Annotated in this window: 22 protein-coding genes, 1 tRNA gene and 1 pseudogene; 5 read left to right on the top strand and 19 right to left on the bottom strand. The window is 43.0% G+C overall.

The annotated features are described in order from the left end of the window. The 14 genes and pseudogenes from METPAY_RS03155 to METPAY_RS03085 form a co-directional block, all read right to left on the bottom strand. Positions 1-349: pseudogene (locus tag METPAY_RS03155) on the bottom strand (hypothetical protein); the annotation flags it as partial. 431 nt (positions 350-780) lie between these two features. Then, positions 781-1,545: a carboxypeptidase-like regulatory domain-containing protein gene (locus tag METPAY_RS03150; protein ID WP_084600667.1), complete on the bottom strand. Its 765-nt coding sequence runs from the start codon at positions 1,543-1,545 to the stop codon at positions 781-783. A gap of 15 nt (positions 1,546-1,560) precedes the next feature. Next, complete coding sequence (locus METPAY_RS03145; protein ID WP_157198980.1) at positions 1,561-1,896, bottom strand: hypothetical protein; 336 nt, start codon at positions 1,894-1,896, stop codon at positions 1,561-1,563. Positions 1,897-1,916: 20 nt separating this feature from the next. Continuing rightward, entirely contained in the window at positions 1,917-3,107 is a 1,191-nt protein-coding gene (locus METPAY_RS03140) for a hypothetical protein (protein WP_048149045.1), read from the bottom strand. Positions 3,108-3,166: 59 nt separating this feature from the next. Then, the gene (locus METPAY_RS03135; RefSeq protein ID WP_048149043.1) at positions 3,167-3,556 is read right to left on the bottom strand and encodes a hypothetical protein; all 390 of its coding nucleotides are present in this window, start codon (positions 3,554-3,556) and stop codon (positions 3,167-3,169) included. A 205-nt stretch (positions 3,557-3,761) separates the two neighbouring features. Further along, positions 3,762-5,261: an RNA-binding domain-containing protein gene (locus METPAY_RS03130; protein WP_048149041.1), complete on the bottom strand. Its 1,500-nt coding sequence runs from the start codon at positions 5,259-5,261 to the stop codon at positions 3,762-3,764. Next, positions 5,258-5,896: a DUF4062 domain-containing protein gene (locus METPAY_RS03125; RefSeq protein WP_048149082.1), complete on the bottom strand. Its 639-nt coding sequence runs from the start codon at positions 5,894-5,896 to the stop codon at positions 5,258-5,260. Before METPAY_RS03125 ends, METPAY_RS03130 begins: the two co-directional genes overlap by 4 nt. Positions 5,897-6,450: 554 nt before the next feature. Beyond that, positions 6,451-6,858 (bottom strand): hypothetical protein, encoded by a 408-nt coding sequence (locus tag METPAY_RS03120; protein WP_048149040.1) that lies wholly within the window; start codon positions 6,856-6,858, stop codon positions 6,451-6,453. A gap of 217 nt (positions 6,859-7,075) precedes the next feature. Continuing rightward, complete coding sequence (locus tag METPAY_RS03110) at positions 7,076-8,539, bottom strand: hypothetical protein (RefSeq protein ID WP_048149036.1); 1,464 nt, start codon at positions 8,537-8,539, stop codon at positions 7,076-7,078. Between the two features lie 131 nt (positions 8,540-8,670). Next, a complete protein-coding gene (locus METPAY_RS03105; protein WP_245611507.1) occupies positions 8,671-9,570 on the bottom strand; it encodes a bifunctional DNA primase/polymerase in 900 nt (299 codons plus the stop codon). A gap of 59 nt (positions 9,571-9,629) precedes the next feature. After that, entirely contained in the window at positions 9,630-9,803 is a 174-nt protein-coding gene (locus tag METPAY_RS03100) for a hypothetical protein (protein WP_157198979.1), read from the bottom strand. A gap of 41 nt (positions 9,804-9,844) precedes the next feature. Then, positions 9,845-10,387 (bottom strand): hypothetical protein, encoded by a 543-nt coding sequence (locus tag METPAY_RS03095; protein WP_048149032.1) that lies wholly within the window; start codon positions 10,385-10,387, stop codon positions 9,845-9,847. After that, positions 10,384-10,701, bottom strand: coding sequence for a hypothetical protein (locus METPAY_RS03090; RefSeq protein ID WP_048149030.1), 318 nt, complete (start codon positions 10,699-10,701; stop codon positions 10,384-10,386). The genes METPAY_RS03095 and METPAY_RS03090 overlap by 4 nt, the downstream gene beginning before the upstream one ends. After that, the gene (locus tag METPAY_RS03085; protein ID WP_048149029.1) at positions 10,698-10,880 is read right to left on the bottom strand and encodes a hypothetical protein; all 183 of its coding nucleotides are present in this window, start codon (positions 10,878-10,880) and stop codon (positions 10,698-10,700) included. Before METPAY_RS03085 ends, METPAY_RS03090 begins: the two co-directional genes overlap by 4 nt. A 413-nt stretch (positions 10,881-11,293) precedes the next feature. On the opposite strand from METPAY_RS03085, the gene METPAY_RS03075 reads away from it, so the two are divergent. Then, the gene (locus METPAY_RS03075; RefSeq protein WP_048149026.1) at positions 11,294-11,593 is read left to right on the top strand and encodes a hypothetical protein; all 300 of its coding nucleotides are present in this window, start codon (positions 11,294-11,296) and stop codon (positions 11,591-11,593) included. A 624-nt stretch (positions 11,594-12,217) separates the two neighbouring features. On the opposite strand, the gene METPAY_RS03070 is transcribed toward METPAY_RS03075, so the two are convergent. Together METPAY_RS03070 and METPAY_RS03065 are read right to left on the bottom strand one after the other, a co-directional pair. After that, positions 12,218-12,289: transfer RNA gene (locus tag METPAY_RS03070), tRNA-Arg, on the bottom strand. Between the two features lie 68 nt (positions 12,290-12,357). Next, positions 12,358-13,128 carry a hypothetical protein gene (locus METPAY_RS03065; protein WP_157198978.1) on the bottom strand — a complete coding sequence of 257 codons (771 nt, stop codon included), beginning with the start codon at positions 13,126-13,128 and terminating at the stop codon, positions 12,358-12,360. 68 nt (positions 13,129-13,196) lie between these two features. Here METPAY_RS03065 and METPAY_RS03060 point away from each other — a divergent pair, with 68 nt between their 5' ends. Both METPAY_RS03060 and METPAY_RS03055 read left to right on the top strand, forming a co-directional pair. After that, positions 13,197-13,685, top strand: a complete 489-nt coding sequence (locus METPAY_RS03060) for a MogA/MoaB family molybdenum cofactor biosynthesis protein (RefSeq protein WP_048149023.1) — start codon at positions 13,197-13,199, stop codon at positions 13,683-13,685. Between the two features lie 236 nt (positions 13,686-13,921). Beyond that, on the top strand, positions 13,922-14,098 hold the full coding sequence (locus tag METPAY_RS03055; protein ID WP_048149021.1) for a CxxC-x17-CxxC domain-containing protein: 177 nt from the start codon (positions 13,922-13,924) through the stop codon (positions 14,096-14,098). A gap of 56 nt (positions 14,099-14,154) precedes the next feature. Here the strand turns inward: METPAY_RS03055 and METPAY_RS03050 are convergent, their stop codons facing one another. Together METPAY_RS03050 and METPAY_RS03045 are read right to left on the bottom strand one after the other, a co-directional pair. Beyond that, the gene (locus METPAY_RS03050) at positions 14,155-14,436 is read right to left on the bottom strand and encodes a type II toxin-antitoxin system RelE family toxin (protein WP_048149019.1); all 282 of its coding nucleotides are present in this window, start codon (positions 14,434-14,436) and stop codon (positions 14,155-14,157) included. An 18-nt stretch (positions 14,437-14,454) separates the two neighbouring features. Then, positions 14,455-14,685, bottom strand: a complete 231-nt coding sequence (locus METPAY_RS03045; protein WP_048149017.1) for a hypothetical protein — start codon at positions 14,683-14,685, stop codon at positions 14,455-14,457. Between the two features lie 176 nt (positions 14,686-14,861). Between METPAY_RS03045 and METPAY_RS03040 the strand changes: the two genes are divergently transcribed. Continuing rightward, positions 14,862-15,989 carry a glycosyltransferase family 4 protein gene (locus METPAY_RS03040; RefSeq protein ID WP_048149015.1) on the top strand — a complete coding sequence of 376 codons (1,128 nt, stop codon included), beginning with the start codon at positions 14,862-14,864 and terminating at the stop codon, positions 15,987-15,989. A gap of 102 nt (positions 15,990-16,091) precedes the next feature. Further along, positions 16,092-17,207, top strand: a complete 1,116-nt coding sequence (locus tag METPAY_RS03035) for a glycosyltransferase family 4 protein (RefSeq protein WP_048149013.1) — start codon at positions 16,092-16,094, stop codon at positions 17,205-17,207. On the opposite strand, the gene METPAY_RS03030 is transcribed toward METPAY_RS03035, so the two are convergent. Continuing rightward, on the bottom strand, positions 17,191-18,135 hold the full coding sequence (locus METPAY_RS03030) for a glycosyltransferase family 2 protein (RefSeq protein WP_048149011.1): 945 nt from the start codon (positions 18,133-18,135) through the stop codon (positions 17,191-17,193). The two genes, METPAY_RS03035 and METPAY_RS03030, sit on opposite strands and share 17 nt — an antisense overlap. Positions 18,136-18,275: the final 140 nt, after the last annotated feature.

Here is an 18,275-nt window from a genome sequence, read left to right as displayed (position 1 = left end):
TACTTTTGGTACCTGCGACTTTTTCCTGATTTGGTACCGAAAGTGTCATTTTTCCGTCTGAGAGAATTTTAACCTTAGCATCGATTTCTTTAAATTCTTCCTTGCGTTTTGAATCCATAATCATTAAACCGGGATATAATTTAGCCTGCTCTTCATCGATCCTTTTTGTTGGAGTAATCTTAATCTCTGGATTATAACGGGACATATCTTTTTGTCCGGCTAATTGATCAAAACTATCAAGCCATATTCCCGTAGCATTATGAGCATTTACACCCGGAACGAAGATCGCACCGGCTAGTGCCACTACCAATAGCAGGCCAAGGGCCCGCATACCGAATTCTGTTTCCATTTTTTTACCTCAATTAATTTTTTACCGGCATGCAAACCTTAATCTGCAATAATGCTGACATAGGTGGTGCCGGTTTGTTAGTCGGCAAATGAAAGACCAGGCAACAGGTTTGATGTGGTAATCGGAGTCCTGAGGCCAGGTCCTTTACTTAACCGATACTTTGCTTTCTCTAAAAAGGGTTTAGTGAAGGATCACTCCTTCATCTGCCCCCGGTTGAAAATATGACCTGACCATATAATAACGATTTTCACCATGCTCTTGAACAATCATCAAAAAAAGTTGAATGAAATATATTATTAACTGGTGATATTTTTTTTAGATTTGGTATAATTGAAATTTTGAGAATCTTTAAGGAAACTGTGGGTGATGGTTGCTGATTTTTTTTATGCGCTGGCAACGCTCTTGTGTTAAGGGACAATCCTTACCCGAGATCAATTTCTTTTCATTCTATTCCTTTTCCTAAGAAAAACAGCCAGTCCGGTACTGAGAATTATAATGAAACCGGGTAATGGTAATTCCTTCTTCTCAGGCATCATAACGATATCGAATTCTACGTTGTCACTCTCGAAGCTTTCAACGCTTTCATACTTCAGGTAACCTTCCTTTTCTGCCGTAATCATAAGGTCCGGACCGTAGACATTCTTGATCAGGTAGCTGCCGTTGATGTCCGTCACGTTGGTCGATCCCATATACTCACCGAGATATTTGTAAAACGAAGAATTTATCCGGACCCGGCAGTCGTTTACAGGTTTCCCGTTCGAATCCGTGATCTGTCCCCGGACTGTAAACTGCATCGCATATCGTTGACTTACCGGAGGGCCGATAATTATGGTGAATTCGGTAGTCCCGGATACCAAATTGCCTTTTTCATCCCGGGCCGTAACTACGATCGATCTGTTCCCGCTGCTGTCGATCCGGATCTCTTCGTCGATTTCGGTGAAAGGCTCCTCTGCTTCGATGGTTTCCCACCCGCTGTCGAGGGTAACCCCGGTTATGTTGTATGTCGAAGAGATGTTCGCAAGTACCCTGACCTGGTGGGGAACAACGTCGCTATGGAATCTGGAACCGTTTGCCGGAGAGGTGATGACAATCGATATGGGATTATCATCCCCGGGGGAAGAAAGCGCCGAAACCGGATGGTTTGCGAAGAGCAATAATAATACTAAAAAAATTACTAAAAGAAGTTTTAATTTCATTGCACCCTCCAAAAATTAATTTTTAAGATCATGTATCGTCATACCGATAAGCAGCGAACCGAATAATGCGAAAAGCACCATATGAATTCCGACGGCCGCCCACGGGTTGTAATCGAATAATTTTAAAGACAATAATGTGAATGCCGACGCTGCTGCTAAAATTGTAATTACCAGGGCTGCTATATACAAATTTACGAAGGAAAACATGTCAAAATATTGAAATAACAGGTAGACCAGTCCGGATGCCGAAAAAAGTGCTAAAATGAAACTGTTGAATACAATTGTTAAAAAAAACAGGATCTTATAGAGACCTGCTTCCTTCATTTTTGAAATGAATTCGACTGACTGCATAATATTTCCCGAAAACTGTTTCAATAATAATATCTCGCTCCGGTTATCAGGTATCCCCCGTCCACCGTCCGGACTATCCCGGAACCTATACTGGAGCTGGTCGCGGAAGACTCTGACAGTTCACAGAGACTATCCCATTCCGTTTCACCTTCGGCATTTGTTTTTATGATATGCAGTTTTTTCCCGCCGTCTGTGCCGGATATGGTTTCTGTAAATATCAGGCCGTCTTTCGAGATCAGTTTGGGGTATTTCAAAATACTGTCATTGGCCGTACTTACCATATTCCCGCTGTTATCCACAATTGCCTCTATATATTGATCGCGGTACGATCCGTTTTCACCGGTTACCTGCGCTGCATAGATGATATGGTATTCCCCGTCTTCGCTCTCATAAAAATCGATGAAAGAATCGTTCACGCTGCCCAATTTATTCTCCCAGAGCAGGCTGCCGTTGTCATCCGTCTTTGCAATCCACGGCCGTGAATGAGGAAACGAGGCGGAGTCCGAATATGAGCCGCCGACCAGGAAACCTCCGTCATCTGTCTGAATTACTTTGTGGATCCACGGCATTCCGCCGATTTTGATCCTGGTCTCGCTGACTTTCTTTTCTTCAGGGGAAATATTGAGGATCTGCACGTACCCGGGTTTTTTGTCTTCACCTGCGAGGACGATCTCTTCACCTGCTGCAGGGGCGGCGGAAGCGAATGTGTATCCTGACTTCGTGATCTCTCCGTCGAGTTCGAAGACGCTTGTCCCTGATACCAGGTCTCCGTTTGAACTGAAGGAATACAGTATCCCGTCTTCTGAAATGGCAACGACGGTATCGTTCTCAAATGCGATCAGGTCGAAAATATCTTTGTCGATCGCCGGGAAGACGGTATCTTTTATCATTTTGCCGTTGTTGTCGATAATAACTGCACGGGTTATTAATTCCGTAGATATGTTGGGATATTGGATTATGACAAAAGATCCGTTCCCGGATATTTTCGCGGGGAGGGTGCGGATATATGGGGACGTCTGGTGAATACCGGAGCAGGGTATGACAGTCTCCGATATCTTCTCTCCACCCGGGGAGATTTTGATTACCACCGCTTCCGCACCTGAAACGCCGGACTCGATACACCCGGCAATGAGAACCAGTCCTAATATGGCAAAAATACAAAAAATAGTGATTAGCTCCATGTTTGTTTTGAATATTTTGCTTCCTCCCATGTGTTTCTTTTATCGTATCGGTCCGTCATTGTGTGGACGGATCCATTTAATACTCATCGTCACGACTGGCCGACGACGATCTGATAACAGGTCCCGTTCCACCGGACATACCTGTTTAATTCTCTTTTAACGCAATATTGATCCCTGAAATCCTGGATTTCGTCATAGTTCCATTCGAAGTGGTTGAATGTAATATGGCCTCCTTCCGGGTCGTTTACCAGCTGCGAAAGCACGGGGTATTGTTCGAAATCGGAATCGTTTAGATCCAGGATGACGGAACCGGGACTTAAATCCGTTTCTTCAAATGGAAATGCTCCGGCGAAATAAACCGTATCCGGCGTGAATATGTGGTGATAAGCGGTGTATGCGAACAGCAGTGCGAAGGATATGATGCAGACTGCTGCAATGAAAAGGACGATATTTTTCCTGGTTTTCTCTGTGTCTTCCATAATTTCCTGGGATCGATAGAGATTAGTTCCTGAAGGAGCCGGTGACGTAATTATGTCCCCGGTAACTGAAACTTTTGCTCTGGTTGAAAATTTGACGCGGCTGTGTTATAATAATTTTCACCATGCTCTTGAACAATCAAAAAAAGTAGAAATTTCAGTATGAAAAAAATCCTTCTCCTGTTAAAACAATTTTTAGGATATTCGATCATTCTTCGGACAGGATAATCTGTAATATCTGTTTTCCTCTATCTGTGATATGATACTTTTGTTTGCTGCTCTTCGGTTTATCCGGGATTGTCATCTCAATAAAATTATTTTCAATTGCGGGAAGAAGATAACTTTTCCTGAAGTTTTCGGCATCTTTTAGATTCAATGCCGCCTGGAGATCTTTCCTTGACATCTCACCTTTCAGTGCATTTAGAATTTTTGTGACTTCCGGGGTGACTTCCGGGGTGACTTCCGGGGTGACTTCCGGGGTGACTTCCGGGGTAACTTCCGGGGTAACTTCCGGGGTAACTTCCGGGGTAACTTCCGGGGTAACTTCCGGGGCGAAGAATGTTAAAGTGACACTATTTTGATCGCATGTCCATTCAGGCGGAGGCAATCCATGTTCCTCGCACGATCTCCGGATCAGTACACTTCCTCTTCCGGTTTTTTCCATAAGACCTCTCAGGTAAACAACATGCGCAATATCAGGATTTCGGAGAACCGAGATATGCCCTTCTGAGAGTTTATCCGGTGTGACTCCTTCCGGAAAAGATCCCGTATTGTAAATCTCAAGACTTTTCGGATAAATACTGACAATAATTCCTCCTGAAAAATCGCTATAGTCCCTGTGAACGAATGCATTTACTAGACCTTCACGAATTGCATCTGTAGGGTAAAACGATTCATCCCGTCTTCTGAGATCATTAGGGTCAAATAACGATTTTGTTGCCGTATTTCTTTGGATAAAACGGAATAGTTCTTCGAGAACCGAAATGAGCGGCCCTTCAAAGGATTTTAAATCTTTATAGATTTCATCGGATTTATCAGATATATAGCATGAGGCACGGACCCGAACCTGTGGATATCTTTCTGCCGGATTTTTACAGAAGAGGATATCTCCTGCGTTAGTTAGGCGACCGTATCTTGCCACTGAAAGATCCTCAAGGATCATATTCAGGTTGTGATTATCGCGAAATATGAAACGTTTGCTTATCTCTTTTATTGCCTGATTAAATTCATTTAATTCAATGTCTTCATTTATATCTGCTATTGAAAAACGACGTTCCCATCGGTGAGGTTCGACCTGTTTGCTTAAAACCATATCATTTATGGTATAAATATCGGCTTTTTGTGTCTTATTTCCACTTCTAATATAAATTACGTCCTGAAATGCGTAAGGAATATCTTTTCCCGCCGGGACTTCAATTGCCAGGATTTTTTTACCTTCTATTTCATATATATCGAAAGATACAAGTGCTTTAGGGGAAATCTGTTGCTGAATTTCTTTTTCGATATTATTTTTTTCAGATTCGGTGATCTTTATTCCAGAGAGATTGAATTTTTCGGAGATTCCGCATAGAATTGATCCTCCTGACGAATTTAAAAAACCGCAGATAACCTTTCCAATCGAATTTAGATCCCGGCAGTTTCTCTTAAATTCTATATTCTGGCCTTCCCCACCGAGCATCAGGATTTTTTTCGATTGATCAATATTCATGAGCTGTCTCCTTTATCCTGAATCGCGTTGGAAACACGATTATAATCCTTAAAATTTTCTTCTATGAACGCCTCGACTTCCTGGTAGCGAAAGAATTGTGCCCTGGCAAAAAGAACAGCATCTTCATCATAAAAGTATTTTTGGGTCCAGTTTCCCTTTCGGTCTCTACGGGGTTCCTGTGATAGTATTGCTTCTTCATACATATCGATAACGCGGAGGTCGTCAAGTATTGTATTTTCACGTAATGAGAGGGCATCCCTTTTCTTCTGGTTTTCATATCCAAGATATCTGAGAAATAATCTGGCAAAAACTACATGATCATGGACCAGCAGCCACCTTGGTTTTTTTAATTCTATTGCTTTTCTTAATTCCTGGTGTGTTATGGATATTCCCTCATCATCATTTACTGATCCATAATTCGGGTTGATTAATCCTAAAAAGAGATCACAATTATTAACAGCAGCAATGCAATTATCAATTGTTGTTTTGTTTGAAAATACCGGAACCGTCCCTTTGTGTGACATCCACACGTCATACCCGTAGGTGGTTAAAAGCGAATATATCCTCTCTAAAAGTTCTTCGACACCATAGACTGTTGATGATACCATGATTGTAAGTTTTTCTTTCTTTTTCATCTCTCCCCCATGATGAATTGTTGATTTAATTATCAATTATGAGTAGGGATTTCAAATATCCTGGATTTCTGCTTTATTTGGATACTTTTTTAGTATTGTTGAACATTTATCCTGAATACATAAAATAGTATTCCGCTTAAGAATCTGAATATACTCCCTGTTTTGATTTCCAAACAACTCATTTTTAGATTTCAGGGAATTGAGCGGAGAAACTAATTTAGGCCGACTCCCTCAAATGTTCAGGGAATGAGATGACGGTTTCCTAAGGTCAAAACACCCCAAAAATCCTCAATTCGAGATTATTTTCCCCATTTTCAGAGCATATTGAACCCTCCTAAAAAATCCCCCCAATCCGTCGTTTTACGCCAAACAAACCCCAAATTGCATCGATATAAAAGCCCGAGAATGCCCTCATTTCTCCGGACGATGTCTATATCGATCCGGTGCGAGATCGTGGCGTACAGGGCTTCTGTGTGGATGCAAAAAATCCACGATCCGGCCGTTTTTTACCTATATTTAAGTTTTACTCAACTGTTTCAGGAAGATATGAGGGTTCACGGGATCATCTCCTTTTCGCATTTTATCATTTTTGAGACCTTCCTTTTCCGGCATGCAACCTGGCAGGCCCAGGAGTGAGGGCAGATGAAATACAACTGCGACCTCATGTCGTAGACTACAAGCGAAAGGTAATCGTCCGAAACCCAGGCTCTTGCAGTCGGGATATCCGCTTCGGAATTTTCGGCGAGGAGTTTTCCGGTTTTCCATGCCCGGGCGTGATCGTTTTCGGACGGATGAACCGGAGGAGGGTACAGGTATACGCACCGGCGGCCGCCCAGGAGTTTCGTCGTTCTCCATGTACCCGGACCGGAATCCGTATCCGGGTGAGTCGTGTGCAGCTCGCCGTTTATTGAGAACAATAATTCATTGAGACCCGGGCCGGCCATCAGCATATTTTCCGGCATCTATCCCTCACCCTTAATGAAGCGAAATAAAAAATCCCGGGTACGAATTATGATAGTTTCGTGAGGCGGAATCCGGTCCACGGTAAGATCGATTTTTTTATTTTTCCTTTTTTCTTTATTCTCTTTTTTTTCTGGATCTGTACTGAACGGAATATAACTACAACTAACTAACAGATCGCCCGCCGGGACCGACGGAGTGCATCCGTGGCCCGCCCGGTCAGTTACCTTCCGTCCTCTCATCGTTCGCCTCCCCTGGATTTGTCCTGATCTCAATAATTTCTGCGATAATCCACTGCTGGGCGCTCTGCCTCGTCTGGCCTCTCCTGATCATGTACCCGCAGGGAAAACGCCTTCCTTCCTGTTTGCTCAGTGCATTTCCGCAGGCACGGGTGAATCCCGTCGGCTTCGAGATATAGATCTCCGCAAGATGGTCGGGCAGCGTATCCATAACCCTGATCGGGGGATTGAGGCTCTCCCCCGACTCCTCGGAGTTCAGGCGCCTGTAGAGATCGGCCGCGGTCCAGGGCCGGCTTTCGAATACCTCGAAGACCGATGAGATAAAGTTCTCCCACTGTCTCAGTTCGACGTCGCCGTCGAGGTAGACGTTCATCGCATTCCCCATGAAATCCTCAACTCCCGCATTCTCCAAAATTCCCCCGGTGGTATGACGCCACTCTTCGAATCCGCCGATCGGCATGATCTTTTCGGGCTTCGGCCTGCCCGCCGTGATCCACGCCTTTGCAAGGATAAAAACCGCCGCGACGATCTCTCCCCTGTTCTTTTGAATCCACTTGAGGAGGTCCGGGTGAATGAACCCGTCACGCTGCCACGGGAGAGCCATCTGGGGATCGATCTTCGAGACCCAGATCCTCCGGGAGATATCCCCGCCGAACTGGATATTGTTCCCGTTCGCCATCCAGAAGCATCTCACCGGAAGGGACACCTCCTCCGACTTTCCGAGAATCCTCCCCTTCCATTCCCTCGACGTCAGGATTGCCGCGAAGATGTCGGACCGGAGCCTGATCGAGATGTTGTCGAGAATGCAGATGTTCCTGCCTGAAAGAAGTGTTGCAAGCGTCCGCTTCTCCCATTCGTCCGGCGATTTGGGGATCACCTCGATACTCGGGTCTCTCCCCGTCGCCGCCATATGTATCGCACTCTGGATCAGGCTCGCCCCGCTCCCCGCCTGTGGTTTGTCGACGATCCAGCACGGGACCGGGCCGTTGATCACCGGCCTTAAGACCGCGGTGATCAGTGCACCGACGGCGTTCCATTTCGAGACATTATCGACAAAAGGAAAATCCACGAAGACATCCTGCAGGATAACGAGTGCATTTTCGATATCCTCTTCGCCGGGGAGATCGGGAATCTCTTCCAGGACAAAGCCCGGTTCGGGAGCGAAATATGTCTTTGTCTTCGGGTCGTAGCCTTCCTCTGCGATAATCGTCCCGTCATCGTGGATGATCGGTGAGTGGGTGACTGCTATCAACGAAGGAACGTTCAGCATACCGGGCGGAAGCGAGAGGATATCCTTGACAACCGTTACAGGTGGATTTTCGGTCTTTTCAACCCAGCGGATGTCCTCCTTCTTTTTTCCGACCGGCTTCAACGAGATCCACCTTGCGCAGCGGGCAAGAACACCCCTCAGTGCGTCTTCCCTGATCTGCCTGATCTCGACCATGTTTCGCTCGTCCCTCTCTATCCTGACCAGGAATCCGCCGCGATGAAAGAGAAACGGCGGATGGTTTGCCTCTTCGAGTACACTGATCGCATCTTCGGAAATTTCGTTCAGCGGCCGGGAGTTGACTGTTATTACGGGGATATTTTTAGTTTTTTTTTATCCCGGGAACTTTTCAGGTCCTTTAAGTCTTTTAATTCTTTGAGTCTCTCGCCGTAGCCTCTTTTTTCGAGTGCGGAAAATATCTCCGGCCAGTGCCCCTTAAGAGATCCTTTCCCCGCCTCCGAACAGTCGATTATTCCTTCGGATACGGCAAGTGCTTCGAGGGGACCGCCTCCGCTGTTGTGACGGCGGCAGTACCAGATATTTTTCACAGGGTCGACCGACAGGTTGGTCCCGGTCTCGGAACCGTGGACAGGATGCTCTCCTTCCACCTGGCCGTTCCGGACGGTGTGGTTTAACGGCATCAGGAATTCGGTAACCGTGAGGCCGAGTTCGTCGACAAGGTTGTTTTCGGTTTTGTTTGAATCTCCTGTGGGTTGTTTCTCCTTTTTATCCGCTGATGTCCCGACTTTCGAAAACAATTTCTCCCTGATCTCCTCGTACGTGAATTCCCTTACCGGGCGGTCGTTTCCAATCGTATACGGTTTTCCCGACGGGTGAATGCTCCCCGGGCCGAGGCAGTATGCCTTACAGCCCGACGGCCGGATGTCTCCGAATTCTTTTCCTGTTTCCGGATGGTAAAGGATGATCTTTTTGGAACCGGGAAAATTGCACCTGAAATAAAAATGGCCCCTGAATCCCTCGCCCCCCGTTCTTACGAAGAAAGTATCCGAAAAAATGTCGAGGGCGTGGAGCCGGACAAGTTCCGCTGCATTGTCTGCATCGAGTATGCATACTCCGCCGGCGGGCATTACACCGTAATTGCCTCCTGCCTCAATATGTTTGAGGAGTTCCGGGTCTGCGGCCGGATAATTCCTGAGCGTCTGCCACTTCGGATCTAATGCAGCCTTGTCCTTTGCCCTGACCCTGATGAACCGGCAGTCTGTTAACTGTTCCGGAATTATTACTGAAATTTTTTTTTACCGTCCGTTCAAATCACTCCTTCTTTTTTAAGATACAGGATCTCCTTGTCATTAAGGAAGAGATATAACTTAGTCCGGATATTCGCCGTATCGTATGCGGCATTGACTACCTGACCCGTGTTTATGTGCTCCCTGCGCTGCTCGAACAACCGGTCCAGAGATTTTTGTACTTCCTGGTTCATCAGCTGACATCTCGGAACCATCTGACAGAGCAACGCGAATGTCATTTTTTTGACGGAGAGTCAACCACCTCCATGACTGATCTGTCGATCCATACCGCCGAATGGGGGAAACTGACAAGCACATCTTTGCCTTTTACCTGGAGGACTCTCCCGGTGGTATCATATTGCGGGAAATTCGAATCCGTGATCTTTACGAAGTTACCGGTTTTTAATGAATTCAGCAATCCTTCCTTTTTAAGATTCGACCATGTAAGGGCAATCGCTTCATCGTTTTTATCCGAATTCGGGAAGGCCTTCCCGAATTCTTCGACTGCATTTTCTGCGTTTTTGCAGCAGCCGAGGAAGTTCTTTTCGTCTTCATCGAAGAGGTCTTCTTCTTTTAATCCGTGATTCGGATCTTCGGGTGTAATATTGCTGGATTTTTCATGATCCCGGCAGATGACGATCTCTTCGTCATTATTCTCGTCTTCCCTTGTGACGTCCGACAAAAGCCGGAGCGCTTCATATGCGGGAATAACGGCGTCTTTGGAAACCAGGAGCAGGCCGTCTTCGTCCCTGACCTGGAACAGGACCGCACACTTCATTGCTCCACCTTCCCGAGGCATTGCCTGCACAGGTTCCTGTTCGCAAATATCTGTGAGAGGCGGCTTTCGTTTGAATTGATGATGCTGCCGCATTCCTCGCAGGTGAATTTGTTTTCTTCCGGGGGTTTGTTTTCTTTTGCAGGACCGAGGCCGGAACCGGATGCTGCATTTTTGGCGATTGTATCCATCAGTTCTATCGCGGCCGCGGCAGCATCCGCTTCAGGGGAATTTCCTATCTCAAAGATTCCCTGTATCGTTTCTTCGCCCCCGGGGGATTTTATCGTTCTTGTAATGGTGAGTGTCCGGAGACTCATTTTTTGCCTCCGGCCGTTTTTCGATCTTCGGATTCGACGATTTCGATTTTATAGAGATTCTGTCCTGCAAGCCTGATGTGGATTTCAGTAACGCTCTTTCCAGAAAGCGAGATCTCCTCGTTTAACTTGTGGGATATCAGGTACAGGGGAACGGGGTCCAGTCTTCTGACCTGGCTCATGAAAATCTCCCCCTGCTGAATTTATTCTCATTTTGATCCACATTTGCAATGGGGAGAATGAGTTTGAAAAATCCTATATGAAATGCTCCGGCAGTTGCCGGGCGGTATGGTATATTTCCGGTCACTGGCACACCTCGCATTTGGAACCGGCGATTATGAGGTCGATTATGGCATCGGTTCTGTTGCATTTTCCTTTTTTTTCGATTTGCTCTTTTCTGTAGTTTTCTACCCGATCAAGAACCGATTTTGGCAGATTTACAGAAATGCAAATCAGTTCGTCTGATCTTGGTGCCTCCCAATGTGTTTTCATAATATATCATGCTATATTTTGGCACAAAGCAATATATATTAATTGCTCTACAATACCATAATATAATATATTATGACATAATATATCATCATGGTGGGTGAACATGGTTAAAAAGCTGGATACAAAACACGTGACTCTCAATATGCCTGTTGCCATACTGGAGAGAATTGAAGAGCTGGCTGAAAAAAATCACAGGGACAGATCAAAAGAGATTATTTTTGCCTGCCAGGAATATATCGACCGGCATTATTCTCCGTCCGGGGATCATCCGCAACTGAGTCCCGATGAAAGATTGCAGGATCTGCAGAGGACGGCAAGAGAATATGTAATGGATAATCCTGAAATTTTGATGGACATATATCAGGAACTGAAGGGTGAAAGATCAAAGAGCGGGAAGAAATAATTTAATTTGAAGTCGGTTTGCAATAGATTAATCAGTCGAAAAGGATTAAAACTAAAACAATTTTTATTCAGTTTCAGGTTATAGTATATTTCATTGTCTTATCTGAAATCAGGTATTCATGATCTTCCGGGCAGGCAAGAGGGTTATTTTTTTAATTTTCCATATATAACCCCTTTTTTTCTCTGGATGACATTCTTAGTGAACCAATCGGCATTCTTTAAAATTAATTCTTCTTCATCTTTTTCAACAAATTTCTTTTTCATGTATTGGCTCCGTGTGTAGTAGAATTGAGAATATGAAATTTTATTATCATTAAATTCTTATGGACGTGCATAGAGTGAAAGTATTTTCAATTAACGGGTACATCTAATCCTGTGGCGGCTCCGTGTTGTAGTAGACATCTGGAACCGTCACAGATTTGTTATTTTCATGAAAAAGGATTTTAAGTTTATTTTTTCCGGATTTTTTTCGCACGAGGATGACTGGATTCATCGTGTCTGAAATTCGAAAAAAGGACTACAGAAATCAAAGTAAAACAATTTCTCCAGACTCTTTACATTTTTCTGGAGTAAAAAGGCGTATCACTCAATATACTGTAAATAATGAAAAATTTTAAAACAATAACGCCCCGGCCGGGATTTGAACCCGGGTCAAAAGCTCCGCAGGCTTCTAGGATATCCTCTACCCTACCGGGACAGGGTTATTTTTGCCTAACTAAATTGGATCTTTTAGCATATATAATTGTTTAATTGATTTAAAAAATGTCAATTAAGATTTTCAGGAGGCAGCATAACGGTGGTATTTGCCGTGACAAGATTTCCTGAAATTTCTATGTGATAGTCCCCTGCCTCAAGGATCTTGAAAGTTCCCGATTCACTTGAGTCACCGAAATGCCTGAGATCCTTTGAATTGAGAAGTACCCCTGTTTCATTATCGTATATCGATATCGTATACCAGGCATTCTGGCTCGGTTTTATCAGGGTATAGGAGTATTCGCTTTTACCCCCATATTCGCTGTAAGCCGCCTTCACATCTGTTTCAGTGTCTATTTCCAGGTCGTATTCGAAGACCAGCGGAGGATACTTTAAATCCAGATCAAACGGTATTACAGTGTATCTCAGATATTCTTCCTTAGAATAGATAACAGAATATTGTGGACCTGAAATATTCTCATCCGGTGGGATGGAATATTCAGGTTTTTTTTCTTCTGTTGGAGTGGGGATCGGCGTTGAATAGTTTACCTGATCAACCTCTCCGTCTGGTACGGATGGTGTAGTGTCAGAAACTGAAGACGTGGATTGCGCCGGTGTTTCTTCTTCAGGTAGTGCTGCACACCCCGCTGATAATGTAAAGCAGATAATCAATCCCAGTGTTATTGCTTTAAAGACCCCTGTCTTCATCATAGAAGTTCTTGTTTCCTTTTTATAAATAGTTGTTATCCGTTTTATAATAGAATTATAATTTCGTATTGCCTGCAAAATGTGAAAATACTGTCTTCTTATTCGTGAAATGTGCAGGATTTTTCCTTCAGGCATTATATAATTCCTTTGTTTAATCGATCTGTCGTTATGCTAATCTTCTATTAAAACCTTAATAACTTTGTATGGATAGTTCTCACATTCAGGATATAGAAATAAAAGCGGCTGTTATTACGGTTTCAACCACAAGGGACAAAGACAGTGATCTAAGCGGAAAAAAGATAATCGAACTGCTGACAAAGGACAATATCGGCATTGCTTTCTATGAAGTGGTTCCCGACGATATCAACCTGATAAAGGGAGCGGTTTTCGAAGCTTTGGAATCTTCAAACTGTATTATAGTAAATGGAGGAACCGGCCTCACTCACGACGACTGCACGATTGAAGCGGTCTCACCTATATTCAAAAAAACCATAGACGGTTTTGGCGAATTGTTCAGGCTGAAGAGCTACGGCGAGATAGGCACAAGTTCGTTATTGTCCAGGGCTGCTGCAGGGATCTACAAAGAAAAAGCAATCTTCTGCATACCGGGATCGACCGGTGCCGTAAGACTTGCTACCGAGGAGATCATTTTGCCTGAAATAAGGCATATTCTTACACATGCCTCCAAATAAAAAAATTGAGATTCGGAGAAATTTTTCTTTTGAGGTTTCCGGAGGTTTGCGGCACGATCAAAGAAAAGATTGGTGATATTATTTTTCCTTTGCTTCGTGCACAATATCAGTTCGGGACCTGTCTTATTTATATCTCCGGCGGGCAGTGTGAAAGTGAAATTTCACCAGGCTAATACATCCTTATATAATGTCACAACCTAAATTACGTTTGACAGATACATCTGTTGAGATCAAAAATGAATGACAGAAATTATGGGGGCCGGAGAAACTTCGGACCCAGAGAACCAAGAGAGATGCACAAAACAGTCTGCAGCGACTGCGGCAAAGAATGTGAAGTACCTTTTAAACCGACCGAAGGAAGACCGGTGTATTGCAGGGACTGCCTCCCCAAATACAGAAAACCGAGATTCTAATTTTTTTTCTTTTAATTTTCTATTCAGGATAAATTTTGATTCATAAATCCGGCAGTTTATCTGCGGGAATAATCTTTGTGTGCACCTTCGATTGTTATTATTTTTTCAATTTTAACGAGGTGATCGTCAATATTTATTATATATAATACTGTGTAGGATCTGCTGATATGAAGGCGATAAGCTTCCGGCGGTTTCGGACAGAATATTTTTTCCTTGTTTTCACCCGGGAAAGAATCATTTTTTAATTCCAGGATCTTCTCGACAATTATTCGCCGGGATTTAATTGGAAGTTTTTTAAGAAATTTTTCAGCCCTTTTTTCTATAAGTATATTAAACACAGATATTCATCGTCCTTTTTAGTTGCCAAGAATATCTTCCGGGTTGAATGGTATGAAATCACCTTTTTCTTCAATCTCGGCAATCATCTTCCATTCCCTGTAATCCTGTTCCCTTTCAATCATTTCAGAGATTAAATCGTCATAGCTTTGGCCGGATTTTTTTAAATCGTGCAATTCTCTCCATGTAGGTTCTTTTATTGGAATACGCTTGATTTGACCTGCTGAACTTTCTTCTGTCCTGAATGACATGGATAATTTTTTGTCGAGTGCAATATTTATAATTGTACACTTTTACCATATTGTGCATTTTTTCCACATTGTGCACTTGAGTTTATTCTCAAAGCAATTTAAACTTTAAATCTCTTGAATTTTTAAAGAATATTAAAGTCTATACAGTGTTCATGTATTAGTACCGGAATAATCCCATGAAGATCGCGTTCGTATACGATGTTATCTATCCTTATGTAAAAGGCGGGGCCGAGAAGAGGATCTACGAGCTGTCCCTCAGGCTGGCGGAGAGGGGGCATGAAGTCCATATCTTCGGCATGAAATACTGGGAAGGTCCGGCTGTTGTTGAAAAAAACGGGATTATCTATCATGGCTTATGCCAGCCGATGAACCTTTATGTTAAAGGACGAAGGTCGATCCTTCAGGCGATCTATTATTCTGTTTTTCTCTTCTTTCCATTGTTGAAAGAGAAACCTGACGTTATCGACTGCCAGGCTTTTCCTTATTTTCCTTTGATTCCCTCGTGGCTTGCTTCGAAAGTTTCAAAGTGCTCTCTGTTTGTAACATGGCATGAAGTATGGGGGAATTACTGGTATGACTATCTCGGCTTTTTCGGGATTTTCGGGAAATTCATAGAACACTTTGCGGTACATCTTACAAAAAATCCTATTGCGGTTTCGGGTTCAACAGTCCGAAAACTTACTGAAATGGGAGTTTCCGAACCGATCCCTATTATATCAATCGGAATCGATTCCAATATGACAAACTGTAAAAGTAGTGCAGGGGATTCTTCTGATATCATCTTTGCAGGTCGCCTGATTCCTGAAAAGAATGTAGATCTTTTTCTCAGAGCACTTTCTCTGGTTCGTGAAAAGGTGCCCGGAATAAAAGCAGTAGTTATCGGTGACGGGCCGGAGAGGTATACACTTGAAAAACTTTCTTATGATTTGGGGCTTACGGAAAACGTTGTTTTCACAGGTTTTCTCTCCTGTCATGATGAAGTTATTGCGGCGATGAAAGCATCAAAAATTTTTATTTTGCCTTCAATCCGCGAGGGTTTTGGGATAGTTTCTATCGAGGCGATGGCCTGCGGTCTCCCGGTTGTAACTGTAAGAGCTCCCCTGAATGCAGCCTACGATCTGATACATGAAGGACGAAACGGTTATATTGCCGATCTGTCGCCTGAAAGTTTGGCGGACAGTATCATGGCTGCACTTTTTGAGAGGGAAAATATGAAGGAATCTATAGTGGATAGTATAAAAGATTATGAATGGGATGTAATCTTGAAAAAACTTGTTTTGGTATATAATCAATCCGGGAAATGATCTATCTTCATTATATATGCTGAAGATTGAAGATATTATTATCATAAAAACCACTGCAAAATATTGGTTCAGATTCAAAAGATTATACCAAAAGGATGACAAATGAAAATTCTTCATGCTACGAAAAAGTATCCCGACGCGATCGGGGGTGATGCTGTCGTTGTATCCAGCCTGGAAGATGAGCAGCATATGGGTCATGAAGTCTTCATATTAACATCGCGATGCCCTGAAATTATTACCAAAGACAATGTTTTCATGTTCGGGATCTTTGATAAATCGTCCGGTCTGGATAGGATCGGTTTTAAAAGGATTTTGTCATTGTTGATATTGTCTGTTACAGGTTTCTTTCTTTTAAAGCGTATAAAACCTGATATAATTCATTCACATTCTCCGGACATCGGATTTATCTTGTCTTTTCAGGCTCTTTTTTTTAAAATACCAGTCATCAATACCTGTCATGGAGTAACATTTTCAAACAGGCAGTTTTCATCATTTAAAGGTTACTTGGAAATTTTATTATTAAAATTAGGACGTTTTGAGAAAATAGTTACCGTTGACGGGAATAGTCTCCCTGATCTTTCCGAAAAAATTGCGAAAGATGCAATATATATTCCCAATGGAGTGGATATTGAATATTTTAAGAAGGAAAGCAATGAAATGAATAATCATTTGGAGGCGAGGTTTTTGTTTACAGGCCGTCTGGAGGAACAGAAAGGATTGCCATACCTGATCCAGGCCTCCAAAAAATTATCAGGAGAAATTAGTGATTTCAAAGTGGTAATTGTCGGAGATGGTTCGATGTATAATGAACTCAATGGGATGGTTAAAAATTCAGGACTGGGTGATAAAATTGAATTTACCGGCAGGGTAGATAATGAGCGTTTAAGATTCTTATATCATTCATCAGATATTTTTGTCCTGCCTTCTGTTTGGGAAGGCATGCCTCTTACTCTTCTTGAGGCATGGGCCTGCGGACTTCCTGTAATTGTCACGGATGTCGGGGATATTTCCCGGATTTGTGTTGATAAAGAGAATGCAATTATTGTCAGTCCAAAAGATCCCGATGCTCTTTATGATGCCATGCTTATGCTTGCTAGGGATAAGCAATTAAGAGAAAAACTCGGAAAAAGTGGGGAGAACACTGTTGCAGGATATTCATGGCATGATGTCATGATGAAATATATGGATGTATATCGGTCGGTTATTGATCAGAGTTGATGTGGGCGAAGACAAAAATATTTTTTGATACTTTTTTCATTGGAATTTTTATGGATATTTCTTTTCTTTTCCTGATAAAGTATGGAATTTTCTTAAAAGCGTCCCATTTTGATTTAAGTATGATTTTAGTCTTTTTTCTCAGGATGTAATGCGGAATTACACCAATGCTCCTTCCTATTATCCAGGGGGAATACAGGATAAGATGTCTTGCCGGAAAATTTTTGACTGCGAACCAGATGATATTCCTGTTGCCGTGGTATACGCTGAATTCGGATTCAAATCCCGATGTTGCGCTGTTTATATGTGTTACAATGGCTTTCGGGCAGTACAGGCATTTCCAGCCGGCAAGATATGCACGGAATGAAAGGTCAACATCATCGTGGTACATGAAGAAGTCCTCATCGAAGAGACCGATTTCATCAAGCATTGAACGCCGGTATAATGCTGCACCAGCACATGCACCGATCATGTATTCAGGGTCTTCGTACTGCCCCTGGTCTTTTTCAAACATTCCCCTGTTCCAGGCGGCACCGCTCCTGGATATACACATTCCTGCCGAATTGATCCTTCCGTCCGGAAAGATCATTTTTGAAGCGACAATTCCGATATTTTCATCAGAAATGATTGCTTTATGCAGGTTTTCCAAAAGAGAAGGGTCCGAGATCGTATCATTATTCAGTGTGAGTATGTATTCTCCGTTTGACTGCCTGATCCCCTGGTTTGTCGCACCGGTAAATCCGAGATTCTCATTATTTTCTATAAGTATTATTCCCTGGAAATTTTCTTTTATGTATTCAGCGCTTCCGTCCGAAGAACCGTTGTCTATTACGATTATTTCCGAATCACTGTAAGATTGACCGGATATTGAATTAAGGCAGTTTTCAAGAAATTTTTTGCCGTTATAATTGGGGATTACTATACTAATCATCGGTTTTCGATTTCCTTTCAGGTTCTGGCAGACTTTTTTTGAGGTTATTTTTCGTGTTTATTTATATTATTTTGCTGGTATAATTATTATTTGCCGAATTGTTCCGAATTCTTACTTATGAAGCAATAATTTATCATTAA

Origin of the sequence: Methanolacinia paynteri (assembly GCF_000784355.1) — an archaeon.
Classification (GTDB): Archaea; Halobacteriota; Methanomicrobia; order Methanomicrobiales; family Methanomicrobiaceae; genus Methanolacinia; species Methanolacinia paynteri.
The sequence above is the reverse complement of the archived record's forward strand: the minus strand, read 5'-3'. Positions and strand labels throughout refer to the sequence as shown.

What these genes read in the sequence shown, in the direction of transcription:
- METPAY_RS03030 (WP_048149011.1), bottom strand. Translation starts at nt 18,135, where the DNA reads ATGATTAGTATAGTAATCCCCAATTATAACGGCAAAAAATTTCTTGAA.
- METPAY_RS03085 (WP_048149029.1), bottom strand. Translation starts at nt 10,880, where the DNA reads ATGAGCCAGGTCAGAAGACTGGACCCCGTTCCCCTGTACCTGATATCC.
- METPAY_RS03120 (WP_048149040.1), bottom strand. Translation starts at nt 6,858, where the DNA reads ATGCCGGAAAATATGCTGATGGCCGGCCCGGGTCTCAATGAATTATTG.
- METPAY_RS03045 (WP_048149017.1), bottom strand. Translation starts at nt 14,685, where the DNA reads ATGTCATTCAGGACAGAAGAAAGTTCAGCAGGTCAAATCAAGCGTATT.
- METPAY_RS03055 (WP_048149021.1), top strand. Translation starts at nt 13,922, where the DNA reads ATGAATGACAGAAATTATGGGGGCCGGAGAAACTTCGGACCCAGAGAA.
- METPAY_RS03075 (WP_048149026.1), top strand. Translation starts at nt 11,294, where the DNA reads ATGGTTAAAAAGCTGGATACAAAACACGTGACTCTCAATATGCCTGTT.
- METPAY_RS03130 (WP_048149041.1), bottom strand. Translation starts at nt 5,261, where the DNA reads ATGAATATTGATCAATCGAAAAAAATCCTGATGCTCGGTGGGGAAGGC.
- METPAY_RS03145 (WP_157198980.1), bottom strand. Translation starts at nt 1,896, where the DNA reads ATGCAGTCAGTCGAATTCATTTCAAAAATGAAGGAAGCAGGTCTCTAT.
- METPAY_RS03090 (WP_048149030.1), bottom strand. Translation starts at nt 10,701, where the DNA reads ATGAGTCTCCGGACACTCACCATTACAAGAACGATAAAATCCCCCGGG.
- METPAY_RS03060 (WP_048149023.1), top strand. Translation starts at nt 13,197, where the DNA reads ATGGATAGTTCTCACATTCAGGATATAGAAATAAAAGCGGCTGTTATT.
- METPAY_RS03140 (WP_048149045.1), bottom strand. Translation starts at nt 3,107, where the DNA reads ATGGGAGGAAGCAAAATATTCAAAACAAACATGGAGCTAATCACTATT.
- METPAY_RS03035 (WP_048149013.1), top strand. Translation starts at nt 16,092, where the DNA reads ATGAAAATTCTTCATGCTACGAAAAAGTATCCCGACGCGATCGGGGGT.
- METPAY_RS03135 (WP_048149043.1), bottom strand. Translation starts at nt 3,556, where the DNA reads ATGGAAGACACAGAGAAAACCAGGAAAAATATCGTCCTTTTCATTGCA.
- METPAY_RS03095 (WP_048149032.1), bottom strand. Translation starts at nt 10,387, where the DNA reads ATGAAGTGTGCGGTCCTGTTCCAGGTCAGGGACGAAGACGGCCTGCTC.
- METPAY_RS03040 (WP_048149015.1), top strand. Translation starts at nt 14,862, where the DNA reads ATGAAGATCGCGTTCGTATACGATGTTATCTATCCTTATGTAAAAGGC.
- METPAY_RS03110 (WP_048149036.1), bottom strand. Translation starts at nt 8,539, where the DNA reads ATGGTCGAGATCAGGCAGATCAGGGAAGACGCACTGAGGGGTGTTCTT.
- METPAY_RS03100 (WP_157198979.1), bottom strand. Translation starts at nt 9,803, where the DNA reads ATGAACCAGGAAGTACAAAAATCTCTGGACCGGTTGTTCGAGCAGCGC.
- METPAY_RS03125 (WP_048149082.1), bottom strand. Translation starts at nt 5,896, where the DNA reads ATGAAAAAGAAAGAAAAACTTACAATCATGGTATCATCAACAGTCTAT.
- METPAY_RS03150 (WP_084600667.1), bottom strand. Translation starts at nt 1,545, where the DNA reads ATGAAATTAAAACTTCTTTTAGTAATTTTTTTAGTATTATTATTGCTC.
- METPAY_RS03065 (WP_157198978.1), bottom strand. Translation starts at nt 13,128, where the DNA reads ATGCCTGAAGGAAAAATCCTGCACATTTCACGAATAAGAAGACAGTAT.